The 23,114-nt window shown below is 73.7% G+C and carries 21 protein-coding genes; 15 read left to right on the top strand and 6 right to left on the bottom strand.

Annotated elements, in window-relative coordinates; genetic code table 11:
• The first annotated feature begins 294 nt into the window (after positions 1-294).
• The 6 genes from lpdA to ACZ63H_RS23705 all read left to right on the top strand — a co-directional run bounded on the left by lpdA (position 295) and on the right by ACZ63H_RS23705 (position 9,077).
• Positions 295-1,683 (top strand): dihydrolipoyl dehydrogenase, encoded by a 1,389-nt coding sequence (gene lpdA / locus ACZ63H_RS23680; protein WP_189996494.1) that lies wholly within the window; start codon positions 295-297, stop codon positions 1,681-1,683.
• A gap of 63 nt (positions 1,684-1,746) precedes the next feature.
• On the top strand, positions 1,747-3,543 hold the full coding sequence (gene sucB, locus ACZ63H_RS23685) for a 2-oxoglutarate dehydrogenase, E2 component, dihydrolipoamide succinyltransferase (RefSeq protein ID WP_469868066.1): 1,797 nt from the start codon (positions 1,747-1,749) through the stop codon (positions 3,541-3,543).
• Between the two features lie 210 nt (positions 3,544-3,753).
• Positions 3,754-4,377: a GntR family transcriptional regulator gene (locus ACZ63H_RS23690; protein WP_467940267.1), complete on the top strand. Its 624-nt coding sequence runs from the start codon at positions 3,754-3,756 to the stop codon at positions 4,375-4,377.
• A gap of 259 nt (positions 4,378-4,636) precedes the next feature.
• A complete protein-coding gene (aceE, locus tag ACZ63H_RS23695) occupies positions 4,637-7,339 on the top strand; it encodes a pyruvate dehydrogenase (acetyl-transferring), homodimeric type (RefSeq protein WP_469868068.1) in 2,703 nt (900 codons plus the stop codon).
• Positions 7,340-7,516: 177 nt separating this feature from the next.
• A complete protein-coding gene (locus tag ACZ63H_RS23700) occupies positions 7,517-8,500 on the top strand; it encodes a helix-turn-helix transcriptional regulator (protein ID WP_469868070.1) in 984 nt (327 codons plus the stop codon).
• A gap of 58 nt (positions 8,501-8,558) precedes the next feature.
• A complete protein-coding gene (locus tag ACZ63H_RS23705) occupies positions 8,559-9,077 on the top strand; it encodes a DUF4240 domain-containing protein (protein WP_469868225.1) in 519 nt (172 codons plus the stop codon).
• 356 nt (positions 9,078-9,433) lie between these two features.
• On the opposite strand, the gene ACZ63H_RS23710 is transcribed toward ACZ63H_RS23705, so the two are convergent.
• Positions 9,434-10,402 (bottom strand): peptidoglycan recognition protein family protein, encoded by a 969-nt coding sequence (locus ACZ63H_RS23710; RefSeq protein ID WP_469868072.1) that lies wholly within the window; start codon positions 10,400-10,402, stop codon positions 9,434-9,436.
• Between the two features lie 107 nt (positions 10,403-10,509).
• On the opposite strand from ACZ63H_RS23710, the gene ACZ63H_RS23715 reads away from it, so the two are divergent.
• Entirely contained in the window at positions 10,510-11,694 is a 1,185-nt protein-coding gene (locus ACZ63H_RS23715; RefSeq protein WP_469868074.1) for a MarP family serine protease, read from the top strand.
• Between the two features lie 16 nt (positions 11,695-11,710).
• On the opposite strand, the gene ACZ63H_RS23720 is transcribed toward ACZ63H_RS23715, so the two are convergent.
• Positions 11,711-12,214 (bottom strand): GNAT family N-acetyltransferase, encoded by a 504-nt coding sequence (locus tag ACZ63H_RS23720; protein WP_469868076.1) that lies wholly within the window; start codon positions 12,212-12,214, stop codon positions 11,711-11,713.
• A gap of 75 nt (positions 12,215-12,289) precedes the next feature.
• On the opposite strand from ACZ63H_RS23720, the gene ACZ63H_RS23725 reads away from it, so the two are divergent.
• A complete protein-coding gene (locus ACZ63H_RS23725; RefSeq protein ID WP_469868078.1) occupies positions 12,290-13,183 on the top strand; it encodes a TIGR01777 family oxidoreductase in 894 nt (297 codons plus the stop codon).
• A 183-nt stretch (positions 13,184-13,366) separates the two neighbouring features.
• Positions 13,367-14,788, top strand: coding sequence for an NAD(P)/FAD-dependent oxidoreductase (locus tag ACZ63H_RS23730; protein ID WP_469868080.1), 1,422 nt, complete (start codon positions 13,367-13,369; stop codon positions 14,786-14,788).
• Between the two features lie 13 nt (positions 14,789-14,801).
• Here the strand turns inward: ACZ63H_RS23730 and ACZ63H_RS23735 are convergent, their stop codons facing one another.
• Entirely contained in the window at positions 14,802-16,271 is a 1,470-nt protein-coding gene (locus ACZ63H_RS23735) for a regulator (RefSeq protein WP_469868082.1), read from the bottom strand.
• 239 nt (positions 16,272-16,510) lie between these two features.
• Here ACZ63H_RS23735 and lipB point away from each other — a divergent pair, with 239 nt between their 5' ends.
• The 6 genes from lipB to ACZ63H_RS23765 all read left to right on the top strand — a co-directional run bounded on the left by lipB (position 16,511) and on the right by ACZ63H_RS23765 (position 21,939).
• Positions 16,511-17,308, top strand: a complete 798-nt coding sequence (gene lipB, locus ACZ63H_RS23740) for a lipoyl(octanoyl) transferase LipB (RefSeq protein ID WP_469868084.1) — start codon at positions 16,511-16,513, stop codon at positions 17,306-17,308.
• Positions 17,309-17,422: 114 nt separating this feature from the next.
• Entirely contained in the window at positions 17,423-18,388 is a 966-nt protein-coding gene (gene lipA, locus ACZ63H_RS23745; protein WP_469868086.1) for a lipoyl synthase, read from the top strand.
• 258 nt (positions 18,389-18,646) lie between these two features.
• Positions 18,647-18,844: an SCO2195 family GlnR-regulated protein gene (locus tag ACZ63H_RS23750; protein ID WP_318203922.1), complete on the top strand. Its 198-nt coding sequence runs from the start codon at positions 18,647-18,649 to the stop codon at positions 18,842-18,844.
• A 79-nt stretch (positions 18,845-18,923) separates the two neighbouring features.
• A complete protein-coding gene (locus tag ACZ63H_RS23755) occupies positions 18,924-19,625 on the top strand; it encodes a DUF4191 domain-containing protein (RefSeq protein WP_469868088.1) in 702 nt (233 codons plus the stop codon).
• Between the two features lie 120 nt (positions 19,626-19,745).
• Positions 19,746-20,831 carry a right-handed parallel beta-helix repeat-containing protein gene (locus tag ACZ63H_RS23760; RefSeq protein WP_469868090.1) on the top strand — a complete coding sequence of 362 codons (1,086 nt, stop codon included), beginning with the start codon at positions 19,746-19,748 and terminating at the stop codon, positions 20,829-20,831.
• 112 nt (positions 20,832-20,943) lie between these two features.
• Entirely contained in the window at positions 20,944-21,939 is a 996-nt protein-coding gene (locus tag ACZ63H_RS23765) for a methyltransferase (protein WP_469868227.1), read from the top strand.
• Between the two features lie 75 nt (positions 21,940-22,014).
• Here ACZ63H_RS23765 and ACZ63H_RS23770 read toward each other — a convergent pair whose 3' ends face one another.
• The 3 genes from ACZ63H_RS23770 to ACZ63H_RS23780 are packed head-to-tail and all read right to left on the bottom strand — an operon-like array spanning position 22,015 to position 23,104.
• Positions 22,015-22,347 carry a TcmI family type II polyketide cyclase gene (locus tag ACZ63H_RS23770; RefSeq protein ID WP_469868092.1) on the bottom strand — a complete coding sequence of 111 codons (333 nt, stop codon included), beginning with the start codon at positions 22,345-22,347 and terminating at the stop codon, positions 22,015-22,017.
• A gap of 21 nt (positions 22,348-22,368) precedes the next feature.
• Positions 22,369-22,848: an SRPBCC family protein gene (locus tag ACZ63H_RS23775; protein ID WP_467940286.1), complete on the bottom strand. Its 480-nt coding sequence runs from the start codon at positions 22,846-22,848 to the stop codon at positions 22,369-22,371.
• Between the two features lies 1 nt (position 22,849).
• Entirely contained in the window at positions 22,850-23,104 is a 255-nt protein-coding gene (locus ACZ63H_RS23780) for an acyl carrier protein (RefSeq protein ID WP_469868094.1), read from the bottom strand.
• Between the last annotated feature and the right edge of the window lie 10 nt (positions 23,105-23,114).

Here is a 23,114-nt window from a genome sequence, read left to right on the forward strand (position 1 = left end):
CCTCCATGGAAGGGGTGCCCCCGCCCTCCCCCGGGTCCCCCCCCTCGCGGCCCCCCCCCCCCCCCCCCCCCCCCCCCCCCCCACCCCGCACACGGCCCCGCGCCCCCTCGGCGCCGCCGAACGTGGGACGTCTCACACACCGGCCCGGCGTCTCGATCTCGTCCGACAAGTGCAAAGATGGAGCCCGGCAGGACAGGGCCCCCACCGAAGGGCCGAAGCATCAAGCGGCCGGACACCAGCCGCCTGCCGGTCATCGCCGACCGGCGCACGGCGCACATGCATGGAGGACGTGACGTGGCGAACGACGCCAGCACCGTTTTCGACCTAGTGATCCTCGGCGGTGGTAGCGGTGGTTACGCCGCGGCCCTGCGCGGGGCTCAGCTGGGCCTGGACGTCGCCCTGATCGAGAAGGACAAGGTCGGCGGCACCTGCCTGCACAAGGGTTGCATCCCCACCAAGGCCCTGCTCCACGCGGGCGAGGTCGCCGACCAGGCCCGCGAGAGCGAGCAGTTCGGCGTCAAGGCCTCCTTCGAGGGCATCGACGTCCCGGCCGTCCACAAGTACAAGGACGAGGTCATCTCGGGCCTGTACAAGGGTCTGCAGGGTCTGATCGCCTCGCGCAAGGTGACGTACATCGAGGGCGAGGGCCGGCTGTCCTCCCCCACCTCCGTCGACGTGAACGGCCAGCGCGTCCAGGGCCGCCACATCCTGCTGGCGACCGGTTCCGTGCCGAAGTCCCTGCCGGGCCTGGAGATCGACGGCAACCGGATCATCTCCTCCGACCACGCCCTGGTCCTGGACCGCGTGCCCAAGTCCGCCATCATCCTCGGCGGCGGTGTCATCGGCGTCGAGTTCGCCTCGGCGTGGAAGTCCTTCGGTGCCGACGTCACGGTCATCGAGGGCCTGAAGCACCTCGTCCCGGTCGAGGACGAGAACTCCTCCAAGCTTCTCGAGCGCGCCTTCCGCAAGCGCGGCATCAAGTTCAACCTGGGCACGTTCTTCCAGAAGGCCGAGTACACCCAGGACGGTGTGAAGGTCACCCTGGCGGACGGCAAGGAGTTCGAGGCCGAGCTGCTGCTCGTCGCCGTCGGCCGCGGCCCGGTCTCCCAGGGCCTCGGCTACGAGGAGCAGGGCGTCGCGATGGACCGCGGCTACGTCCTCGTCGACGAGTACATGCGCACCAACGTCCCGACCATCTCCGCCGTCGGCGACCTCGTCCCGACCCTCCAGCTCGCGCACGTGGGCTTCGCCGAGGGCATCCTGGTGGCGGAGCGCCTGGCCGGTCTGAAGGTCGTCCCGATCGACTACGACGGTGTTCCGCGGGTGACGTACTGCCACCCGGAGGTCGCCTCCGTCGGCATCACGGAGGCCAAGGCCAAGGAGGTCTACGGCGCGGACAAGGTCGTCTCCATCAAGTTCCCGCTCGGCGGCAACGGCAAGAGCCGGATCCTGAAGACCGCGGGCGAGATCAAGCTCGTGCAGGTCAAGGACGGTGCCGTGGTCGGCGTCCACATGGTGGGCGACCGCATGGGCGAGCAGGTCGGCGAGGCGCAGCTGATCTACAACTGGGAGGCGCTGCCGTCCGAGGTGGCCCAGCTCATCCACGCCCACCCGACGCAGAACGAGGCTCTCGGCGAGGCCCACCTGGCCCTGGCCGGCAAGCCCCTCCACATGCACGACTGACGCCTTCCGTCTTCGGGCGCGACGACCACAGACTTCCGCAATTCGTTAGGAGCAACCGAAACCATGGCGGTTTCCGTAACCCTTCCGGCGCTCGGCGAGAGCGTCACCGAGGGCACTGTCACCCGCTGGCTGAAGGCCGAGGGCGAGCGCGTCGAGGCCGACGAGCCGCTGCTCGAGGTCTCGACCGACAAGGTCGACACCGAGATCCCCGCCCCCGCCTCGGGCATCCTGGCCTCCATCAAGGTGGCCGAGGACGAGACGGTCGAGGTCGGCGCCGAGCTGGCCCTCATCGACGACGGCACGGGTGCGCCCGCCGCCGAGGCCGCTCCGGCCGCCGAGGCCGCTCCGGCCGCCGAGGCCCCCGCCGCCGAGCCTGCCCCCGCCCCGGCCGCCGAGGCCCCGGCCGAGGCCCCCGCCCCCGCCGCCGAGGCCGCCCCGGCCGCCCCGGCAGGTGGCGCCGAGGGCACCGACGTGGTGCTGCCCGCGCTGGGCGAGTCCGTCACCGAGGGCACCGTGACCCGCTGGCTGAAGTCGGTCGGCGAGACCGTCGAGGCCGACGAGCCGCTGCTCGAGGTCTCCACGGACAAGGTCGACACCGAGATCCCCGCCCCCGCCTCGGGTGTGCTGCTGGAGATCGTGGTCGGCGAGGACGAGACGGCCGAGGTCGGCGCCAAGCTCGCCGTCATCGGTGCCCCGGGTGCCGCCCCGGCCCCCGCCGCCGAGGCCGCCCCGGCCGCCCCGGCCCCCGCCGCCGAGCCCGCTCCGACCCCGGCGCCCGCCCCCGCTCCGGCGCCCGCTCCGGCTCCGGCTCCGGCCGCTGCCCCGGCGCCCGCCCCGGCCCCGGCGCCGGCGCCCGCCCCGGCTCCGGCTCCGGTCACCCCGGCCACCGCGCCGACCTCGCCGACCGCCACCCAGGCGACCGACGAGGGCGCGTACGTGACCCCGCTGGTGCGCAAGCTCGCCGCCGAGAACGGCGTCGACCTGGCCACCGTCAAGGGCACCGGCGTCGGCGGCCGGATCCGCAAGCAGGACGTCCTCGCCGCCGCCGAGGCCGCGAAGGCCGCCACCGCCGCCCCGGCCCCCGCCGCGGCCGCCCCGGCCGCCGCCGCGAAGAAGGCCCCGGCGCTGGAGGCCTCCCCGCTGCGCGGCCAGACCGTCAAGATGCCCCGCATCCGCAAGGTCATCGGCGACAACATGGTCAAGGCGCTGCACGAGCAGGCGCAGCTGTCGTCGGTCGTCGAGGTCGACGTCACCCGTCTGATGAAGCTGCGCGCCCGGGCGAAGGACTCCTTCGCGGCCCGCGAGGGCGTCAAGCTCTCCCCGATGCCGTTCTTCGTCAAGGCCGCCGCGCAGGCGCTGAAGGCCCACCCGGTCATCAACGCCAAGATCAACGAGGCCGAGGGGACCATCACCTACTTCGACACCGAGAACATCGGTATCGCGGTGGACTCCGAGAAGGGCCTGATGACCCCGGTCATCAAGCACGCCGGCGACCTGAACATCGCGGGCATCGCCAAGGCCACGGCGGAGCTGGCGGGCAAGGTCCGCGCCAGCAAGATCACCCCGGACGAGCTGTCGGGGGCGACCTTCACCATCTCCAACACCGGTTCGCGCGGCGCGCTGTTCGACACGATCATCGTGCCGCCGGGCCAGGTCGCGATCCTCGGCATCGGTGCCACGGTCAAGCGTCCGGCCGTCATCGAGACCGAGGAGGGCACGGTCATCGGCGTCCGCGACATGACCTACCTGACCCTCTCCTACGACCACCGCCTGGTCGACGGCGCCGACGCGGCCCGTTACCTGACGGCGGTCAAGGCGATCCTGGAGGCCGGCGAGTTCGAGGTCGAGCTCGGCCTCTGACCTGGTCGCGCCTGATCGGGCAGACGACACCCCGTCCGGAGTTTTCTTCCGGGCGGGGTGTTCGTGTTTGTCCGGATGCGGAGCGTGTAAGGCTCGTCTCACCTGCATCAAAGCGCCCCCGCGCGCCCTCCCCGCGACGCGAACCAGCCGTATTGTCTAAACGTCAAAGCCCCCGGGGGCCGCAGGACGGCCCCTCCCTAAGGAGCCGTCATGACCGCGCCCGTCGTCCACTCGCTGCGCGAGCAGATCCGCGAGCACATCGTGGAGGGAATCGTCAGCGGGCGCTGGCAGCCGGGCGAGCGGATCGTGGAGCGGCGGATCGCCACCGAGCTGGAGGTCAGCCAGACCCCGGTGCGGGAGGCCCTGCGCGAGCTGGAGTCGCTGCGGCTGATCGAGTCGGCACCGAACAAGGGTGTACGCGTCCGCAATCTGACCGCCGCCGACCTGGAGGAGAGCTACCCGGTCCGGGCGGGGCTGGAGGCCATCGCCGCCGAGCTGGCCGCGGAGCGTCTCGCGGAGGACTGCTCGGCGCTGGAACCGCACGTCACGGCGCTGTACGAGGCCGACCGGGAGGCGGACGGCACGGCTCAGGTGCGGCACACGGTCGGCTTCCACCGGGAGCTGGTGCGCGCCGCGCACAACTCGGTGCTGCTGCACACGTGGGAAGGGCTGGGCATCGAGGTCTTCACGGCGCTGTCGATCCGCTGGCTGGGCACGGTCCAGCAGTCGTACGCGGAGGAGCACGAGGAACTGGTGCAGGCGTTCAAGCGCCGCGATCCGCGGATCGCGGAACTGGTGAAGGCGCATGTGCTGGGGTGCGCGCCGCGCGCCTGACCCAGCCGAGCACACCCACGCTCACCTGCGAAAACCCCTCTTGAAAGCGGCACCGGGTGCCCATTTCGAAGGCACCGGGTGCCTACTTTCCCGGAATCGGGGCTTTTTCCGCCTCTACCCTTTGATCGATCATCGATCAGAGGGTTACAGTCGCCGACGGACTTCCACCGAAGTCCGCTGCCCTGTCCTGCCAAAGACCTAGGGCACCCCCGAACCCTTGACGATGAGGGAACCCCCTTCGACTGAGGAAGGCGGCGACATGACCGACCCCAACGCCATCCAGCCGAGCGCGCTCGACCAGCTCCCGGACCGCGACCCGGAGGAGACCGCCGAATGGCAGGCCTCCCTGGACGCCGTGGCCAGGGAAGCCGGACCGCACCGCGCCGCGTACCTGATGCGCCGCACGCTGGAGCGCGCCGAGGCGGGCGGCATCGCGCTGCCGAAGCTCCTCGAGACGGACTACGTCAACACCATCCCCACCTCCGCGGAGCCGGCCCTGCCCGGTGACCCGGAGCTGGAGGCCCGGATCACCGCGTGGAACCGCTGGAACGCGGCGGCCATGGTGACCCGCGGCAGCAAGCACGGCGTCGGCGGCCACATCGCGACCTTCGCCTCCGCCGCCTGGCTGTACGAGACCGGCTTCAACCACTTCTTCAAGGGCAAGGAGGGCGACGGTTCCGGCGACCAGCTGTACATCCAGGGCCACGCCTCCCCGGGCATCTACGCCCGCGCCTTCCTCGACGGCCGCCTGAACGAGGCGCACCTCGACAACTTCCGCCAGGAGTCCGGCGGCAACGGCCTGCCCTCCTACCCGCACCCGCGCCGGCTGCCCTGGCTGTGGGAGTTCCCGACGGTCTCCATGGGCCTCGGCCCGCTGTCGGCGATCTACCAGGCGCGGTTCAACCGCTACCTGACCAACCGCGGCATCAAGGACGTCTCCGCGTCCCACGTCTGGGCCTTCCTCGGCGACGGCGAGATGGACGAGCCGGAGTCCACCGCCGCCCTCGCGCTCGCCTCGCGTGAGCAGCTGGACAACCTCACCTTCGTCATCAACTGCAACCTCCAGCGCCTGGACGGCCCGGTCCGCGCCAACTTCAAGATCGTGCAGGAGCTGGAGGCCCAGTTCCGCGGCGCCGGCTGGAACGTCGTCAAGACGCTGTGGGGCTCGGCCTGGGACGAGCTGTTCGCCCTGGACACCACGGGCGCGCTGGTCCGCCGGCTGCGCGAGGTGCCGGACGCGCAGGTCCAGACGTACCAGACCCGCGACGCCGCCTACATCCGCGAGGACTTCTTCGGCAAGGACCCGGCGCTGGCCGAGATGGCCAAGCTGCTGAGCGACGACAAGATCCTCGAGTGTTTCCACCTCTCGCGCGGTGGTCACGAGGCGAGCAAGGTCTACGCCGCGTACAAGGCCGCCGTCGAGCACAAGGGCGCGCCGACCGTGATCCTGGCCCAGACGGTCAAGGGCCACACCCTGGGCGAGGGCTTCGCGTCGAAGAACGCCAACCACCAGATGAAGAAGCTGACGGTGGACGAGTTCAAGGCGATGCGCGACCGGCTCGGCCTGCCGATCAAGGACAGCGACTTCGTCGACGGCGTGGTGCCCTACGGCCACCCGGGCGCCGACTCCCCCGAGGTGCGCTACCTCCAGGAGCGCCGCGCGGCCCTCGGCGGCCCGGCCCCGGCCCGCCGCACGCACCCGCTGCCCGCGCTGCCGGCCCCGGCCGAGAAGGCGTTCGCCTCCTTCGACAAGGGCTCCGGCTCCCAGAACGTGGCCACCACCATGGCCTTCGTCCGCCTGATCAAGGACCTGGTCCGCGACAAGGAGACGGGCAAGCGCTGGGTGCCGATCGTCCCGGACGAGGCGCGCACCTTCGGCATGGAGAGCCTCTTCCCGTCGCTCGGCATCTACTCGCCCAAGGGCCAGACGTACGAGCCGGTCGACCGCGACCAGCTGATGTACTACAAGGAGGCCAAGAACGGCCAGATCCTCAACGAGGGGATCACCGAGGCCGGCTCGATGGCCGACTTCATCGCCGCTTCGTCGTCGTACGCGACGCACGGCGAGGCGATGATCCCGTTCTACATCTTCTACTCGATGTTCGGCTGGCAGCGCACGGCCGACCAGATGTGGCAGCTCGGCGACCAGCTCGGCCGCGGCTTCCTCATCGGCGCGACGGCGGGCCGCACCACCCTGACGGGTGAGGGCCTCCAGCACGCCGACGGCCACTCCCCGGTGATCGCCGCGACCAACCCGGCCGCGCTGACGTACGACCCCGCGTTCGCCTACGAGATCGCGGTGATCGTCCGTGAGGGCCTGCGCCGGATGTACGGCGAGGCCAAGCCGGGCGAGGACCAGAACGTCTTCTACTACCTGACGGTCTACAACGAGCCGCTGCCGCAGCCGGCCAAGCCGCAGGGCCTCGGCATCGACGAGGGCATCGTCAAGGGCCTGTACCGCTTCAACACGGCGGAGTCGGCGGGCATCGCCGTCGCGGCGGGCGCCCCGCGCATCCAGCTGCTGGGTTCGGGCACGGCGATCCACTGGGCCCTTACGGCGCAGAAGCTGCTGGCCGAGGAGTGGGGCGTGGCCTCGGACGTGTGGTCGGCGACCTCCTGGACCGAGCTGCGCCGGGACGCGCTGGAGGCCGACGCGGCGCTGCTGCGCGGCGAGGACCGCGTGCCGTACGTCCGCCAGGCCCTGCAGGGCGCCGAGGGCCCCGTCCTCGCGGTGTCCGACTACATGCGCCAGGTACCGGACCAGATCGCGCAGTGGGTCGAGCAGGACTGGTCCTCGCTGGGCGCCGACGGCTTCGGCCTGTCGGACACCCGTGAGGCCGCCCGCCGCCACTTCGGCGTCGACGCCGAGTCGATCGTCGTGGCCGCCCTCGCCCAGCTCGCCCGCCGCGGCGAGGTCAAGGCGACGGCCGTCAAGGAGGCCCGGGAGAAGTACGGCCTGTAGGAGGGCCGACGGACCGTGACGGCCGGCCCGGCACCGCCGGGCCGCGCCGTCGCGGCCGAGCGCCGTCGCGGCGGACAGGAGGGTGCGCGCCTTCGCGGGCGCGGACGCGTCCCTGTCCGCCGCGTTCGTCTCTCCCCCGCGGTCCGCGTCGCCGGTGCCGTTCGGCATCATGAACGCATGCGTGCGGCCCGGCTCATCAAGATGGTCCTGCTCCTCCAGTCGCGGCCCGCCATGACCGCCGCCGAGCTGGCCCGGGAACTGGAGGTGTCGGAGCGGACCGTGACGCGGGACGCGCAGGCGCTGTCGGAGGCGGGCGTGCCGGTGTACGCGGACCGGGGGCGGGCCGGGGGGTACCGGCTGGTCGGCGGGTACCGGACGCGGCTGACCGGGCTGGCCCGCGGCGAGGCCGAGGCGCTCTTCCTCAGCGGGGTGCCGGGGGCGCTGCGGGAGATGGGGCTGGAGGACGCCGCCTCGGCGGCCCGGCTGAAGGTGTCGGCGGCCCTGCTGCCCTCGCTGCGGGACGCCCCGGACACCGCCGCGCAGCGCTTCCACCTGGACGCGCCCGCCTGGTTCCGGGAGCCGGTGACGCCGGCGCCGCTGCCCGTGCTCGCCGAGGCGGTGTGGGGCGACGGCCGGGTCCTCGCCCGGTACCGGCGCGGGCAGGACGCGGTGGAGCGGCGGCTGGAGCCGTACGGACTCGTGCTGAAGGCCGGTGTCTGGTACCTGTGCGCGCGGGTCGCGGGAAGCGGTTCCTTCCGGACGTACCGGATCGACCGGTTCACCGCCGTGGACGCGCTGGACGAGCGCTTCGCGCGCGATCCGGGGTTCGACCTGCCCGGTTTCTGGGCGGAGCAGGCCGAGCGGTTCGCCCGTTCGATCCTGCGCGCCGAGGTCGTCGTACGGCTCACCCCGGAGGGTGTGCGCCGGCTGCCGCACGCCGTCGACCCGCTCGCGGCGCGGACGGCCCTCGCGGAGCCGGGCGCGCCGGACGCGGCGGGCCGGGTGACGGTGACGCTGCCGGTGGAGTCGGAGGAGGTCGCGTACGAGCAGCTGACGGCGCTCGGCCCGGAGGCCGAGGTGCTGGCGCCGGCCGCGCTGCGCGAGCGGTTCGCTGCGGACGCGGCCCGCGCCGCCGCCCTGTACCACGGCGGGGACGGCTGAGCGAGTCCGCCGTACTCCGGGTGCGTGCCGCCGGGTCAGGCCCGATGCTGGTGGCGTGATGGACGAGACGGAGTTCTGGGAGCTGATCGACTCCACCCGCCAGGCCGCCGGGGGCGACCCCGAGGAGCAGGCCGACCTGCTCGTGGAGCGGCTTCTCGCGCTGGATCCGGAGCGGGTCCTGGACTTCGCCCGTCATTTCGAGGCCCGCTACAACCGCGCCTACCGCTGGGATCTGTGGGGGGCCGCCTGGCTGCTGCTGGACGGGTGCAGCGACGACGCGTTCGACTTCTTCCGGTGCTGGCTGATCGGGCAGGGCCGGGAGGTCTTCGAGGGGGCCCTGCACGACCCGGACGCGCTGGCCGGGCTGCTGGGCGAGTTCGACGAGGAGATCGACGGCGACGGCGAGGAGCTGGGCTACGCGGCCGACGAGGCGTACGAGCAGCTGACCGGCACGGTCGCGCCCGACCTGGGGCTCGCCCCGGCGCCGGCCGAGCCCGAGGGGACCGCGCTGGACCTGGAGGACGACCGGGTGCTCGCCGAGCGGTTCCCCCGGCTGTGGCAGCGGTTGCGGACATGACGGCCGCCTCGTGCGGGGCCGTACGCGGGCGGGCGCCGTCGGCGGGCGCTGCCGCCCGCCCCCGCCCGGCCGCGGGCCGCGCCGGGACGACGCCGGCCCTTCGCGGCACCCGTCCGTTCCCCGCGCCTACCGCCGGCCCGGCTGACGCGGGCCACGGCCGTGCGACGGGGAACGCCCGGGCCGGTGCCCCGTGGAACCGGCCGGACCGCTCGCCGTCACGGCCGCTTTCCGTGCCCCCCGGCCCCGGCCGGCCCGGCCCGGCGGGTCCCCGTACCGCTGACGGCGGTGCCGGAAACGGCCGTGCGACGGGGAACGCCCGGGCCGGTGCCCCGTGGAACCGGCCGGACCGCTCACCGTCACGGCCGTTCCCCGTGCTTCCCGGCCCGGGGGGTGCCCGTGCCGGTGGCGGGGGTGGCCGTGGGGCGGGGGGTGCCCGGACTGTGGCGTGCCCGCGGCCGGGGAGTGGGGTGCGGGCGGTGGGGAGGAACGGTGGCCGGGCGGCCCTGGAGCAGGGCGGCCCGCTCCCGGATGGCCGGGAGGTGGGCGGTGAGGGCCGCGCCGGGGCAGCTGGTGCGGAATCCGGCGTCGTGCCCGGCGAGGGCGGGCAGGGTGACGGTGGCGCCGGTCCGGTAGCGGCTCTGGCCGCTGCTGGAGACCAGCCGGGCCCGGCCGCGCGGGTCGATGTCGGCGAGCCCGAGCTTCCAGGCCGCGAGGGCGGCGATGGCGTCGGTCATGGCCCGGGGCACCGGGGCGCCGGCGGTGAAGGTGCCGAGGGCCGCGATGCCGGCGGTGCGGTGGTTGAAGCCCTGGGTGTGGGCGCCGGTCACGGGCCGGTCCACGCCCCCGGCGCGGCCCTCGTAGATGGTGCCGCAGCGGTCGACGAGGAAGTTGTAGCCGATGTCGTCCCAGTGCCGGGCGCCGGTCTGGCCCGCGTACAGGCCGCGGATGATGCGGGGCGCGTCGGCACAGGCGTAGCCGTTGGGCGAGTCGGTGTGGTGCAGGAAGACGGCGACCACCTTGTCGTCGTAGCGCGGCGGCGGCTGGGTGTGCCCGGTGACGCGGTCCAGCCAGGCGGAGCGCGGCACGATGCGCGGCCGGACGGCCCGGTGCCGGGCGGGCGGCCGGGCACCGGCGGCGGGGCGGTCGGGGCGGGAGACGGCGGCGCGTTCGCCGCCTCGGGCGCTCAGGACCAGCGCGCCGACGGCGAGCAGTCCGGGCAGGCAGCCGAGCAGCACCAGCAGCGCACCGGGGGTCCGCCGGGCGGGACGGGGGGATTCAGCGGCCGGCCGTGCCGGGGCCCGCGGGGCTCTTCGCAGGACACGCATGGTCCCACTGTCAAGCCGCCGGGCCGTAGCCGCGACGCGCGCTCTGCCACCTGGCGCAACCCTCGTCCCCGCAGGGGGATCCGGGTATCCGGGAGAAAGGCTGTTCCGTGAACCGGCTGGATCTGCTGCTCGCTGTGGTGGCCGTCTGCTGCGCCCTGTCGGGATACCGGCGCGGACTGGTGGCCGGGTGTGTCTCGCTGGCCGGGTTCGTGGGCGGCGCGCTCGTCGGGGTGTGGCTGCTGCCGTGGGCGACGGCCCAGGTGGCACGGGGCTCGACGGCGGCGACGGCGCTCGCGGCGGCCACGGTGCTGGGGCCGGCGCTGCTCGGCCGGGGGCTCGCGGGCCGGTCGGCGCCGCGGCTGCGCGCACGGCTGGACCGGGGCCCGCTGCGGGTCGCGGACGGCGTCGGGGGCGCCGCGCTGAACGGGGTCGCGGTGCTGGTGGTGGCCTGGGTGGCGGCGAGCGTGCTGGGCGCGGCCCCCGTGCCGGCGCTGTCGTCGGCGATCGGGGACTCGGCGCTGTTGAAGGCGGTGGGACAGCGGATGCCGGCGACCGCGCCGGCCTGGTTCTCGCGGGCCGCGGCCACGCTGACGGACGCCGGTCTGCCGCGGGGGTCCGACCCGCTCGGGATCCGGTCGGCCGCCGGGGTGGCCCGGCCGCCGGGCGACGGCGTCACCGCGGCCGCGTCGACGGCGGCCCGGCACAGCACGGTGAAGATCGCGGGGTCGGCGGGGGCCGAGGGCCGGGAGGGCACCGGGTTCGTCTACGCGTCCCGGCGGGTGCTGACCAACGCGCACGTGGTGGCCGGCATCGACCGCCCGGGCGTGCGGGTCGGCGGCACCGGGCGGTCGTACCCGGCCCGCGTGGTGTTCTTCGACCCGGCCCGGGACGTGGCGGTGCTGTACGTGCCCGGGCTGCGCGCGCCGGCGCTGCGGTTCGCCCCGGACGCCGGGCGCGGGGACCCGGCGGTGGTGGCGGGCTATCCGCAGAACGGGGGCCTGGACCTGCGGGCGGCGACGGTCACGAGCCGGGTGCGGGCGATCGGCGCGGACATCTACAGCGAGCACACGGTCACCCGGGAGGTCTACGCGATCCGTGCCACGATCCGGCCGGGCGACTCCGGCGGCCCGCTGCTCACCCCGGAGGGCCGGGTCTTCGGAGTGGTCTTCGCCCGGTCCGCCTCGGACGGCACGACGGGGTACGCGCTGACGGCGGCCGAGGTGACGGGCGACGCCGAGCGCGCGGCCACGGCCACGGCACCGGTGGACACGGGCGACCTGGTCGCCGCCTAGGTGTGCTGTCCCGGGGTCACAGGGAGCGGCCCATGCACACGTCGTCGACGTAGCGGCCGTCGATGAGGAACTCCCCCGGCAGCACGCCCTCCACGGCGAACCCCTCGGACGCGTACAGCGCCCGGGCCGGGGTGTTGTGCCCGAGCACGCGCAGGGTCAGGCGCCGGGCGCCGCGTTCGCGCGCGCGGTCGACGGCGGCCCGGACCAGCGCCCGCCCGACGCCCCGGCCGCGCGCCTCCTCGGCGACGGCGAACCCCTGGATCTGCAGGACGTGGGCGTGGGAGGCGAGCGTGGTGGGGTGGGTGAGGCGGATGTAGCCGAGGAGGCGTCCGCCGGCCCGGGCGTCCCCGTCCTCGGCGACGAGGAAGTCCTCCGGGGGGTGCCGGTCGTCGAAGAACGGCGGGTACGGCGGCCGCGGGCGGGGCATGACCGCGTGCAGGGTGGACCAGGTGGCCCGGTCGAGGACGGCGAGTTCCTCCTCGTCGTCGGCCTGGGCGGTGCGTATGGAGGGCTCGGACATGACGATCACCCTACGACGCGCGGTCCGGGAGCCCGGTGGGTTTTCCGGGGCGCGCGGGGGGTCATGCTGGGGGCCATGGAACGTTCACGTATCGCGGTGGCCGGCGCGTCCGGTCTCATCGGCGGCGCCCTGGTGCGGTCCCTGACCGCGGACGGGCACGAGGTGGTGCGGCTGGTGCGCCGGGCGCCCCGGGGCCCGGACGAGGTCCGCTGGGACCCGGAGCGGGGCCGGGTCGACGCGGCCGGGCTGGCCGGGTGCGAGGCGGTGGTCAACCTGGCGGCGGCCGGGGTGGGCGACCGGCGCTGGACCCCCGAGTACAAGCGGGTGCTGCGGGACAGCCGGGTGCTGGGCACGGCCGCGCTCGCCGAGGCGGTGGCGTCGCTGCCGGATCCGCCCCGGGCCTTCCTGAACGGCAGCGCGATCGGCTTCTACGGCGACACCGGCGACCGGGTGGTGGACGAGGACGCGCCCCCGGGGGACGGCTTCCTGGCCCGGCTGTGCGTGGAGTGGGAGGAGGCGGCGGCGCCCGCCGCGGAGGCCGGGGTGCGGACGGTGTTCCTGCGCACGGGGCTGGTGGTGGCCCGCGGCGGCGGGGCCTGGGGACGGCTGTTCCCGCTGTTCCGGGCGGGTCTCGGGGGGCGGCTGGGCGACGGGCGGCAGTACTGGTCGTACATCGCGCTGCACGACGAGGTGGCCGCCATCCGGCATCTGATCGACCGGGACGACCTGTCCGGCCCGTTCGACCTGACCGCCCCGCAGCCGCTGACGAACCGGGAGATCACGGCCGCGATGGGCCGGGTGCTGCGCCGGCCGGCGGTGTGCGCGGTGCCCGCCGGCGTGCTGCGGACGGTGCTCGGGGAGATGGCCGGGGATGTGCTCGGCAGTCAGCGGGTGGTGCCGAGGCGGCTGCTGGAGTCGGGGTTCCGGTTCGCGTTCCCGGGCATCGAGGAGGCGATCCGCGCGGCGTAGTGAGCCGGTTGGCAACAAGGGCAAACAAAAGTGACCGTATGCGACCTCCATGCGACCGTGCCCTGTTGATGCGCGACTCCTCCTGACGGATCACCGCCCTAACCTCGATCCGAACTCGGGTATCCGTGGCGCCAGTGGGAGGCATGGCTCCTCCACCGGCCGCGTAACCACAGGAGGGGCCTCGTGCTTGAGCCCGCGTACCAGGTGGACGTCGTCATCGTGGGGGCCGGCGTCGCCGGCCTCTCCGCCGCCCACCGGCTGACCAGCGCCGGAGTCACCACGGCGGTCCTGGAGGCCGCCCCGTACGTCGGCGGCCGCATGGCGACGGAGAAGGTCGACGGCTTCCGGCTCGACCGCTTCGGACAGCTGCTGACCACGTCGTGCCCCGAACTCCGGCTGACCCCGGGCCTGGCCGGGCTGGCCCTGCGCCGCTTCGCGCCGGGCGTGCTGCTGCACCGCGACGGCTGCCTCCAGCGCGCGGGCACGCCGGCGCTCGGCGGGAGCGCACGGGGCGCACGGGGCGCACTCCATGCGGTGCGCGCCCTCGCCGGCCCGCCCAGGGGTACGGCGCCCCGGACGGTCGCGGCCCGGGCCGCGACCGGCCGGGGTACGACGGTCACGCCCGGCCGGGCCGGCGCGGCGCCGGTGGGCGGCGCGGTGGACCAGGCCCGGCTGGGTGCCGCGCTCGGCCGGCTCGCGGCGACCCCGGTCGAGCGCGTCCTCGCCCGCCCCGAGCTGCCCGCCGCCCAGGCGCTGGCCCGGCGCGGGGTGCCGGCGCGCACCATCGACGGCTTCCTGCGCCCGCTGCTGGCCGCGCTGCTGTGCGACCCGGAGCTGACCACGTCCAGCCGCTGCGCCGATCTCGCGCTGCGCGCCTTCGCGAGCGGCCGGCTGTGCGTGCCGGAGGGCGGCGCGGAGCGGGTGCCGCAGCTGCTGGCCGGGGCGCTGCCGCCGGGCACGGTGCACACCGGGGTGCGCGTGACCTCGGTGTCCACGACCTCGGTGAGCACCGCCGAGCACGGCGAGATCCGCTGCCGGGCGGTGCTCGTGGCCACCGACGCGCGGGCCGCGGCGGAGCTGCTGCCGGGGCTGCGGGTGCCGGACTTCCATCCGGTGACCGTGGTCCACCACACCGCGGACGAGCCCGCGGAGGCGTTCGCGACCGGCGCCTCGCTGCTGCTGGACGCGGACCGGGGCGGGCCGGTGGCGCACACGGCGGTGCTCAGCACCGTGGACCCGGGCCGGGCCCCGGCCGGCCGGGTGCTGATCTCCTCGACCGTGCTGGGCCCGCCGCCGGAGGGCGTCGACACCGCCGTCCGCATCCACCTCTCCCGCCTCTACGGCACCTCCACGCGCCGCTGGGAGACGCTGGCCGTGCACCACACCCCCGAGGCGGTCCCGGCCATGCGCCCCCCGCACGACCCGCGGCGCCCGGTACGCCTCCTGGCGGGCCTGTACGTCTGCGGCGACCACCGCGACACCAGCACCGTCCAGGGCGCGCTGCACTCCGCCCGCCGGGCGACGTCGGCCCTCCTGGCGGACCTCGGCGCGGCGGGCTCGATACACCGCGCGGACCCGGCCCCGACGCTGCCGAGGGCGGCGTGAGCCGCGGCGGGCCCTATCCCAGCGCCGCGACCTTCTCCCGGTAGCCGCGCACGGGCGGCGCGTCCCGGTACGGCTCCAGCCGGCGTTCGAAGTCCTTCACGTACTCCACCGCGCGGGCGGACCGCATCTCCGCCGCCTGCCCCGCGGCCTCCGCCGCCAGCGCGCACGCCTGGTCGAGTTCGCCGAGGCCGAGCCGCGCGGTGGCGAGGACGACCCGGCAGAACAGCCGGCTGCGGGCGTGCACGGGCGCCCGCAGCTGGAGGGAGCGCTCGGCGTGCTGCGCGGCGGCCCGGTACTGCTGGAGGTCCCGGTGGCAGTGGCCGAACTCGTCGGCGAGCTGCGCCTCGTCGAAGAACCGGGCCCAGTGCGGCACCTCGTCCCCGGGACGGGCCGCCTCCAGCGCGCGTTCGGCCCGGATCTGCGCCGCGGTGCACGCCCGGATCTCGCCCAGGACGGCGTGCGCCCGCGCCTCGGAGGCGTGCAGCAGCGCCTGGACGACGGGCGGGGCGCCGCTGCCGACGCCCTGCTGGGCGACCCGGGTCAGCTGCACGGCCTCCCTGCCGTGGCCGAGGTAGACGGCCTGGCGGCTCATGGTGACCAGGACGTAGGAGCCGTAGGCCCGGTCGCCGGCGGCCTGGGCGAGCCGCAGGGCCTGCACGAAGTAGCGCTGGGCGAGTCCGTGCGCGGCGATGTCGTACGACGTCCAGCCCGCGAGCCGGGTCAGGTCGGCGGCGGCGCCGAACAGCCGGCGGCCGGTCTGCTCGCCGTAGCTGCCGCGGAGCATCGGCTCGCACTCGTGTTCCAGGTAGCGCACCAGCGCCTGCCGGGCGTGGCCGCCGCCGAACCGGTCGTCCAGGGTGCGGAACAGCTCGCCGACCGAGCGCAGCGCGGCGATGTCACCGGGGGTGACCCGGTGGCCGGGGGCGCGTTCGGCGCTCGCGCGGGCCCGGGCCACGGCCGCCGCCCCGGGCGGGAGCGGGGGCCTGGCCGTGCCGGGGCGGCCCTGCGGCGGCACCCGGGGCCCCGGCTCGCGGGCCACCCGGTCGTCGGGCTTGCCGATCAGCCAGTCCCGGCTGGGCACGACCAGGCCGGCCGGGGTGAAGGCGATCTTGCGCAGCTCGGCGTGGCTGCCGGAGTCCTTGCGCCACAGCCCGCTGACGATGTCGACGGCCTCCTCCGGGGTGGCCGCGAACTCCAGCCCGGCGTACACCGGCGCGCAGGAGTCCAGACCGAGATCCTGGGCGGTGAGCCGGCGCCCCAGCCGGCGGGTGAACACCTCGGCGATCAGGGCGGGGGTCGTCCCGCGCGGCTGCTGCCCGCGCAGCCAGCGGGTGACCGATGTCTTGTCGTATCTGAGGTCCAGCCCGTGTTCCAGACCGAGCTGATCGACCCGGCGGGCCAGACCCGCGTTGGAGAACCCCGCTTCTGCGATGAGCGCGGCGAGCTGGCGGTTGGGGGTGCGCTGCGCGGGTCGGTCCGTCATCTGCGGTGCGGTCTCCTGCCTTCCGGGCCTGTCGACGTGCCCGGATTGCCTTTGAGCAGCCCTTATGGCTCACGAACGGCGCGAATGTAGCGGAGAGTGAGCAGACGATCACAGGCTTCACCACTCATTCATCCGTTCGTGTGAGCTACGCCCGCAGGGCTGACCTGGAGGGGTCGGACGTACAGTGGCGTGGGCGCGATACATGCCTGACACACCCATCGCCGAGGGAGGCGCTTGCCGTGAGTGAGTTGCGGTTCGTCCGCAGGGGATTCGGTGCCGATGCCGTCGACTACCAGGAGGCCTGGGACGAGCAGCGCCGGATCCACGCGGCCCGGTTCGCCGACGAGGTCCCCGACACCGTGATCCTCCTGGAGCACCCCCCGGTGTACACGGCCGGCCGGCGCACCGAGGACAGCGAGCGCCCGCTGGACGGCACGCCCGTCATCGACGTGGACCGCGGCGGCAAGATCACCTGGCACGGCCCGGGCCAGCTGGTGGGCTACCCGATCCAGAAGCTGCCCCGCCCGGTGGACGTGGTCGCGCACGTGCGGCGGCTGGAGGAGGCGCTCATCCGCACCTGCGCCGAGTTCGGCCTGGAGACCACCCGGGTCGAGGGCCGCAGCGGCGTATGGGTGCTCGGCGACCCGGTCGAGCGGCGGCCCGCGCTCGGGGGCCTCTCCCTGGACTTCGACCCGCGCCTGGCCGACGAGGAGTTCGACCCCCGGCTCAACGGCCCCGAGTACGCCCCCTCCAACGCGGGCCAGCGGCGCGAGGACCGCAAGATCGCGCAGATCGGCATCCGGGTGGCCAAGGGCGTCACGATGCACGGCTTCTCGTTCAACGTGAACCCGGACATGAAGTGGTTCGACCGGATCATCCCGTGCGGCATCCGCGACGCCGGCGTGGCCTCCCTCGCGGGCGAGCTGGGCCGGGACGTCACCATCGAGGAGGTGGTGCCGGTCGTGGAGCGGCACCTCAGGGACGTCCTGGAGAACGCGGACCTCAAGCCCCGGGAGATCGAGAAGGCGTCCGCCTGATCATCCGCGCCGGGAATGCGCCCTGTGGTCGCGAGGTTGGTCTCACCGGCAGGGCGCAATGAGCACGGGCGTACCCTGGTGTACGCCGAAGAATCGAAGTCACAGGGAGCCGACGTGTCCGCAGTCTCACCGGACGGACGCAAGATGCTGCGCCTGGAGGTCCGCAACAGCCAGACCCCCATCGAGCGCAAGCCCGAGTGGATCAAGACCCGGGCGAAAATGGGCCCCGAATACACGAAGATGCAGAACCTCGTGAAGAGCGAGGGCCTGCACACGGTGTGCCAGGAAGCCGGCTGCCCGAACATCTACGAATGCTGGGAGGACCGCGAGGCGACCTTCCTCATCGGCGGCGACCAGTGCACCCGGCGCTGCGACTTCTGCCAGATCGACACCGGCAAGCCCGAGGCGCTCGACCGCGACGAGCCGCGCCGCGTGGGCGAGTCCGTGGTCACGATGGACCTGAACTACGCCACCATCACCGGCGTCGCCCGCGACGACCTGCCGGACGGCGGCGCCTGGCTGTACGCCGAGACCGTGCGCCAGATCCACGCCCAGACGGCGGACCGCGAGGGCGGCCGCACGAAGGTGGAGCTGCTGGCCCCCGACTTCAACGCGGTCCCCGAGCAGCTGGCCGAGGTGTTCGACTCCCGCCCCGAGGTCTTCGCGCACAACGTCGAGACGGTCCCCCGGATCTTCAAGCGGATCCGCCCCGGCTTCCGCTACGAGCGCTCCCTGAAGGTCATCACCGAGGCCCGCGACTTCGGCCTGGTCACCAAGTCGAACCTGATCCTCGGCATGGGCGAGACCCGCGAGGAGGTCGGCGACGCGCTCAGGCAGCTGCACGAGGCGGGCTGCGAGCTGGTCACCATCACCCAGTACCTGCGCCCGTCCGTCCGGCACCACCCGGTGGAGCGCTGGGTGAAGCCGCAGGAGTTCGTGGAGCTGAAGGAGGAGGCCGAGCAGATCGGCTTCTCCGGTGTGATGTCCGGCCCCCTGGTGCGCTCCTCCTACCGCGCCGGGCGGCTGTACCAGATGGCCATCGAGAAGCGGGGCGCGTTCATCGCCGCGCAGGCGGTGTGAGCCCCGCGGCGTGAGACCCGCGGCGTGAGCCCGCGCGTGTGAATCGTCGCACAAATCGCTACCGGCCGGTAGCGGCCGGGTCGACGCGGTCCCCTCCGTCCTCGCTGATGAGGGCGGCGGCGGGGCCGCGTCGGCGTTCCGGCCCCCGCACCGAGGGGTTCACCACTGTTTGACCGGTCGGTCACGCCCTGGTAACACCAGACAGTGACCCTAGGTGTCACGCCCCTGTCTCCACCGCTTCGAGGGGGGATCCCGCCCATGCAGGCAGCACCCGTGCGCGCCACCGCCATCCCGTCCTTCACCGACGCGCTCCGCCGTGTCGAGTCCCTGCTGCTGAGCGGCGGCCAGCGCACCGCCCGCCGCAACGCCTGGACGTCCGTCCTGGAGGACCGCCGTCGCGCCCAGGACCGGGTCGAGGCGCAGCGGTTCCTGGAGCAGGCCGCCGGCCGCTCCTGACACCTCCCCCCGGGCCCGGGGACGGGCCCGCCGGGCACTGCCGTCGTCGGCGCTCCCGGGGGCACGTAGACTTCGTGACATGGCGAGGAAGGAAACCGCGGCGGACGCCGCGAATGCCGGGCGACTGAAGCAGATCGCCCTGACGTACCAGATGACCCGCAAGGTCGACAAGAAGATCGGTCTTGTACTCGCGGCCGTCGGCATCGGCGTCCTCGGTGTCTTCCTCGTGATCGGCTTCCTGCTCGGGCACCCGGTCTACCTGGGCATCTTCGGTCTGCTGATCGCCCTGCTGGCGATGGCCATCGTGTTCGGCCGCCGGGCCGAACGGGCGGCCTTCGGCCAGATGGAGGGCCAGCCGGGCGCCGCCGCGGCCGTGCTGGACAACATCGGCCGGGGCTGGACGACGACCCCGGCGGTGGCGATGAACCGCAGCCAGGACGTGGTGCACCGGGCCGTCGGCAAGGCGGGCATCGTGCTGGTCGCCGAGGGCAACCCGAACCGGGTGAAGACCCTGCTGGCCGCCGAGAAGAAGAAGATGAACCGCATCGTCGCGGACGTGCCGGTGCACGATGTGATCGTGGGCACCGGCGAGGGCCAGGTCGAGCTGAAGAAGCTGCGCACCACCCTGCTGAAGTTCCCGCGGGTGCTGACCGGCCCCCAGGTGACCGCCACCAACGACCGGCTGCGCGCGCTGGGCGACCTGATGAGCAACATGCCGTTGCCCAAGGGCCCGATGCCCAAGGGCATGAAGCTGCCGAAGGGCGGACCCCGGGGGCGCTGACCGCACCCGCACGCCATCGACGAGACCCCGCACCCCGAAGGGTGCGGGGTCTGTCGTTGACACGCCACCGAACGGAGCATCCGGCGGGTAATCAGCTCATCGGCTCCTAGCCTTCGGAATGTGACAAAACGCCATATTACGTACCTCGCATGCGCCACGGCCCTCGTCGGTGCGTTCGCGGGCGCCGCCCCGGCGTCGGCGGCCCACCGGACCCTCGTGGTGCGTCCGGGTGAGTCCATCCAGAAGGCGGTGAACGCCGCCCGGCCCGGCGACACCGTGCGGGTGCTGGCCGGCACCTACCACGAGAGCGTCACCGTGCGGACCGCCGCGCTGACCCTGCGGGGCGCGGGCCCGCGCACCGTCATCCGGCCGCCCTCGGGGGCGAAGGCGGCACCGCCCGCGAAGGGGACCACCCCCACCTGCCTCGGGTCGGGCAACGGCATCTGCGTGATCGGCGGCAAGAACAAGGCCCTGCGGGACGTCACCGTCGCCGATCTCAAGGTGACCGGCTTCGCCAAGGTCGGCCTGTGGTCCATGGGCACCGACCGGCTGACCGTGACCGGGGTGACCGCCGACGACAACGGCCAGTGGGGCATCGCCCAGCAGCACTCCACCCGGGGGCTCTTCCGGGGCGACACCGCCCGGCGCAACGGCGACGCCGGCCTGTTCCTCGCCAACAGCGTCAAGGCCGAGCAGGGCGCCAAGGACAGCAAGGGCACGGTGGTGGAGCACACCCTGCTGGAGGGCAACCGGATCGGCCTGACCGTCCGCCGGCTGCGCAACCTCACCGTCCGGCGCAACCACGTCACCGGCAACTGCGCCGGCGTGTTCGTGGTGGGCGACGAGAACAAGCCCCGGGCGGGCGCGCTGACCGTGCGCGCCAACCTGGTCGAGCGGAACAACAAGTACTGCCCGAAGACCGCCCGGCTGCCCTACCTCCAGGGCTCCGGCATCGTGCTGACCGGCACCGAGAAGACCCTGGTCTCCCGGAACACCGTCACCGGCCACTTCGGCAAGTCCCCGCTGTCGGGCGGCATCGTCCTGTTCAAGAGCTTCGTCGGCGCCACCAGCGAGCGCAACCGGATCACCGGCAACCAGCTGTCGGCCAACTCCCCGGCGGACCTGGTCAACCAGGAGGCCGCGAAGAGCGGCAACGCCTTCGACCACAACTCCTGCCGCGCCTCCAGGCCCGCGGGCCTGTGCTGACCGGACAGCCGTACCCGACCCACGCAAGGAAGGAAGGCGGCCCATGACCGCACCATCCCCCGCGCTCCCCACCGCGCCGGAGTCCGGGGCACCCCCCACCCCGCCGCCGTCGATGCGGCTGCGCGAGCTCGTGTTCGGGGCGGCCTGCGCCGCCGCCGTCCGCGCCGCCGCCCGGCTCGGCGTCGCCGACGCCCTCGGTGACGCCCCGATGACCGTGCAGGGCCTGGCGGCGGCCGTGCACACCGAGCCCGGGCCGCTGCGCCGGCTGCTGCGCGCCCTGTCCTGCTACGGCGTCTTCGCCGAGCGGCCCGACGGCACCTTCGCGCACACCGAGATGTCCCGGCTGCTGCGCGAGGACGACCCCAGCAGCCTCAGGGCCATCGCCCTGTGGTGCACCGAGCCCTGGACCTGGGACGCCTGGCCCCGGCTGGACCGGGCGGTGCGCACCGGCCGGAACGTCGTGGAGGACCTGTACGGCAAGGAGTTCTTCGCCTACCTCAACGAGGACGCCCCGGAGTCCGCCGACGTCTTCAACCGGGCCATGACCCGCTCCAGCGAGCAGTCGGCCCGGGAGGTCGCCGCGCTGCTCGACCTGTCCGGCAGCGACTCGGTCGCCGACCTCGGCGGCGGGCAGGGGCACGTGGTGGCCAGCCTGCTCGACAAGTACCCGGCGATGCGGGGCTACCTGCTGGACCTGCCGCGGGTGGTGGACAACGCCCTGCCGCGGCTGCGCGAGGGCGGCGACCTGGCCGGCCGGGCGCGGATCGTGCCGGGCGACATCCGCGAGGCCGTCCCGGTCAAGGCCGACGTCTACGTCATCAAGAACATCCTGGAGTGGGACGACGAGTCCACCACCCGGCTGCTGCGCAACGTGGTCGAGGCGGGCGGCCCCGGCACCCGGGTCGTCGTGATCGAGAACCTGGTGGACGACACGCCGTCCATGCGGTTCAGCACCGCCATGGACCTGCTGCTGCTGCTCAACGTCGGCGGGGCCAAGCACACCACCGCCGGCATGACCGGACGGCTGCGGGCGGCGGGCCTGGAGGTCGGCGGCGTCGCGCCGGTCAACCCCTTCCTGCACGCGTTCGACTGCACGGTCCCCGGCTGAGCGCGCTCCCCACGGCACACCGGTGCCGGGTCCGCGTCGGACGCGGGCCCGGCACCGGTGCTCCGGAGGAGGGTGTCAGACTCCGGTGTCGCGCTGCCAGACGTAGAACCGCTGGGCCATGGCGTCCTTCGGGGACCGCCAGGTCTCGGGGTCGTACGCGCTGACGTACGCCGACAGCCGCTCGCTGACCTCCTTGAACTCGGGGTGCGAGGTGACCTTGGCGATGGCCGGTCCGGGCTCGCGTTCGGACTCGACGAGGTGCATGTACACATCACCGAACTGGAAGAGGCTGCGCCGGACCACCCCGACGAGGTGCGGCAGCTCCCCGCGGTCGGACTCCGCGAACACCTTGGCGATGTCCGGGGCGGAGCCGGGGGCCATGCGGGCGACGATCAGGGCCTGGTGCACGGTCGTCTCCTGTCGTCCGGCTCAGTCGGCCAGGGCCGGGGCGGGCCGCTGTCCGGCCGCCGCCTTCTCGATCCTGTCCCGGATCAGGGCCAGCTGGACCTTGGAGTTCTTGTTGATGTTGTCGGTCATCCAGTCGTCGTCGACCGGCGCGTCCGGCTTCATCGCGAAGTCCTGGACCCACACCATCCGGGTGCCGGCCGGGACCTCCTCGTAGCTCCAGCGGATGTTCATGTGGGCGAAGGGGCCGGTCTCCACCCGGCGGGCCGTGACGGTGAGGGAGTCGCGGTCCGGCTCCCGCTCGGAGACCCAGCTCCACACGGTGCCGTTCTCGTCCGGGTGCATGGTGAGCCGGAACGTGGTCCTCGCGCCCTCCCGCTTGAGGACCTCCACCGACGCGTACTCGCTGAACAGCTGCGGCCAGCGCTCCAGGTCGTTGGTCATGTCCCAGACCAGGTCCAGCGGGGCGGCGATGGTGATCTCGTTCTCGGTGTGTCCTGCCATCTCAGGCTCCTGCCATCAGGGTGGTGTTGACGAGGTTGAGGAACTGCTGCGGCGTCTTGCAGCGTTCGGCGTCGACCGGCATCGGGGTGCCGTGGGTGTTCTCCAGCTCGCCGACGATGCCGAGCAGGCCGAGCGAGTCGACACCGAGGACGTCGAAGCCGGTGTCCGGCCTCTCGATCAGCTGTTCCGGGCTGACGGTGACCCCGGCGGCCTTCTTCATCAGCGCGGCGAGTTCTTCCACGGTGATCTGCGGCATGTGCTTTCCT

This window comes from Streptomyces sp. NPDC104831 (genome assembly GCF_055583025.1).

What these genes read in the sequence shown, in the direction of transcription:
- ACZ63H_RS23690 (WP_467940267.1), top strand. Translation starts at nt 3,754, where the DNA reads ATGACCGCGCCCGTCGTCCACTCGCTGCGCGAGCAGATCCGCGAGCAC.
- ACZ63H_RS23710 (WP_469868072.1), bottom strand. Translation starts at nt 10,402, where the DNA reads ATGCGTGTCCTGCGAAGAGCCCCGCGGGCCCCGGCACGGCCGGCCGCT.
- ACZ63H_RS23750 (WP_318203922.1), top strand. Translation starts at nt 18,647, where the DNA reads ATGCAGGCAGCACCCGTGCGCGCCACCGCCATCCCGTCCTTCACCGAC.
- ACZ63H_RS23775 (WP_467940286.1), bottom strand. Translation starts at nt 22,848, where the DNA reads ATGGCAGGACACACCGAGAACGAGATCACCATCGCCGCCCCGCTGGAC.
- sucB (WP_469868066.1), top strand. Translation starts at nt 1,747, where the DNA reads ATGGCGGTTTCCGTAACCCTTCCGGCGCTCGGCGAGAGCGTCACCGAG.
- aceE (WP_469868068.1), top strand. Translation starts at nt 4,637, where the DNA reads ATGACCGACCCCAACGCCATCCAGCCGAGCGCGCTCGACCAGCTCCCG.
- ACZ63H_RS23765 (WP_469868227.1), top strand. Translation starts at nt 20,944, where the DNA reads ATGCGGCTGCGCGAGCTCGTGTTCGGGGCGGCCTGCGCCGCCGCCGTC.
- ACZ63H_RS23720 (WP_469868076.1), bottom strand. Translation starts at nt 12,214, where the DNA reads ATGTCCGAGCCCTCCATACGCACCGCCCAGGCCGACGACGAGGAGGAA.
- ACZ63H_RS23725 (WP_469868078.1), top strand. Translation starts at nt 12,290, where the DNA reads ATGGAACGTTCACGTATCGCGGTGGCCGGCGCGTCCGGTCTCATCGGC.
- ACZ63H_RS23755 (WP_469868088.1), top strand. Translation starts at nt 18,924, where the DNA reads ATGGCGAGGAAGGAAACCGCGGCGGACGCCGCGAATGCCGGGCGACTG.
- ACZ63H_RS23735 (WP_469868082.1), bottom strand. Translation starts at nt 16,271, where the DNA reads ATGACGGACCGACCCGCGCAGCGCACCCCCAACCGCCAGCTCGCCGCG.
- ACZ63H_RS23780 (WP_469868094.1), bottom strand. Translation starts at nt 23,104, where the DNA reads ATGCCGCAGATCACCGTGGAAGAACTCGCCGCGCTGATGAAGAAGGCC.
- ACZ63H_RS23700 (WP_469868070.1), top strand. Translation starts at nt 7,517, where the DNA reads ATGCGTGCGGCCCGGCTCATCAAGATGGTCCTGCTCCTCCAGTCGCGG.
- ACZ63H_RS23705 (WP_469868225.1), top strand. Translation starts at nt 8,559, where the DNA reads ATGGACGAGACGGAGTTCTGGGAGCTGATCGACTCCACCCGCCAGGCC.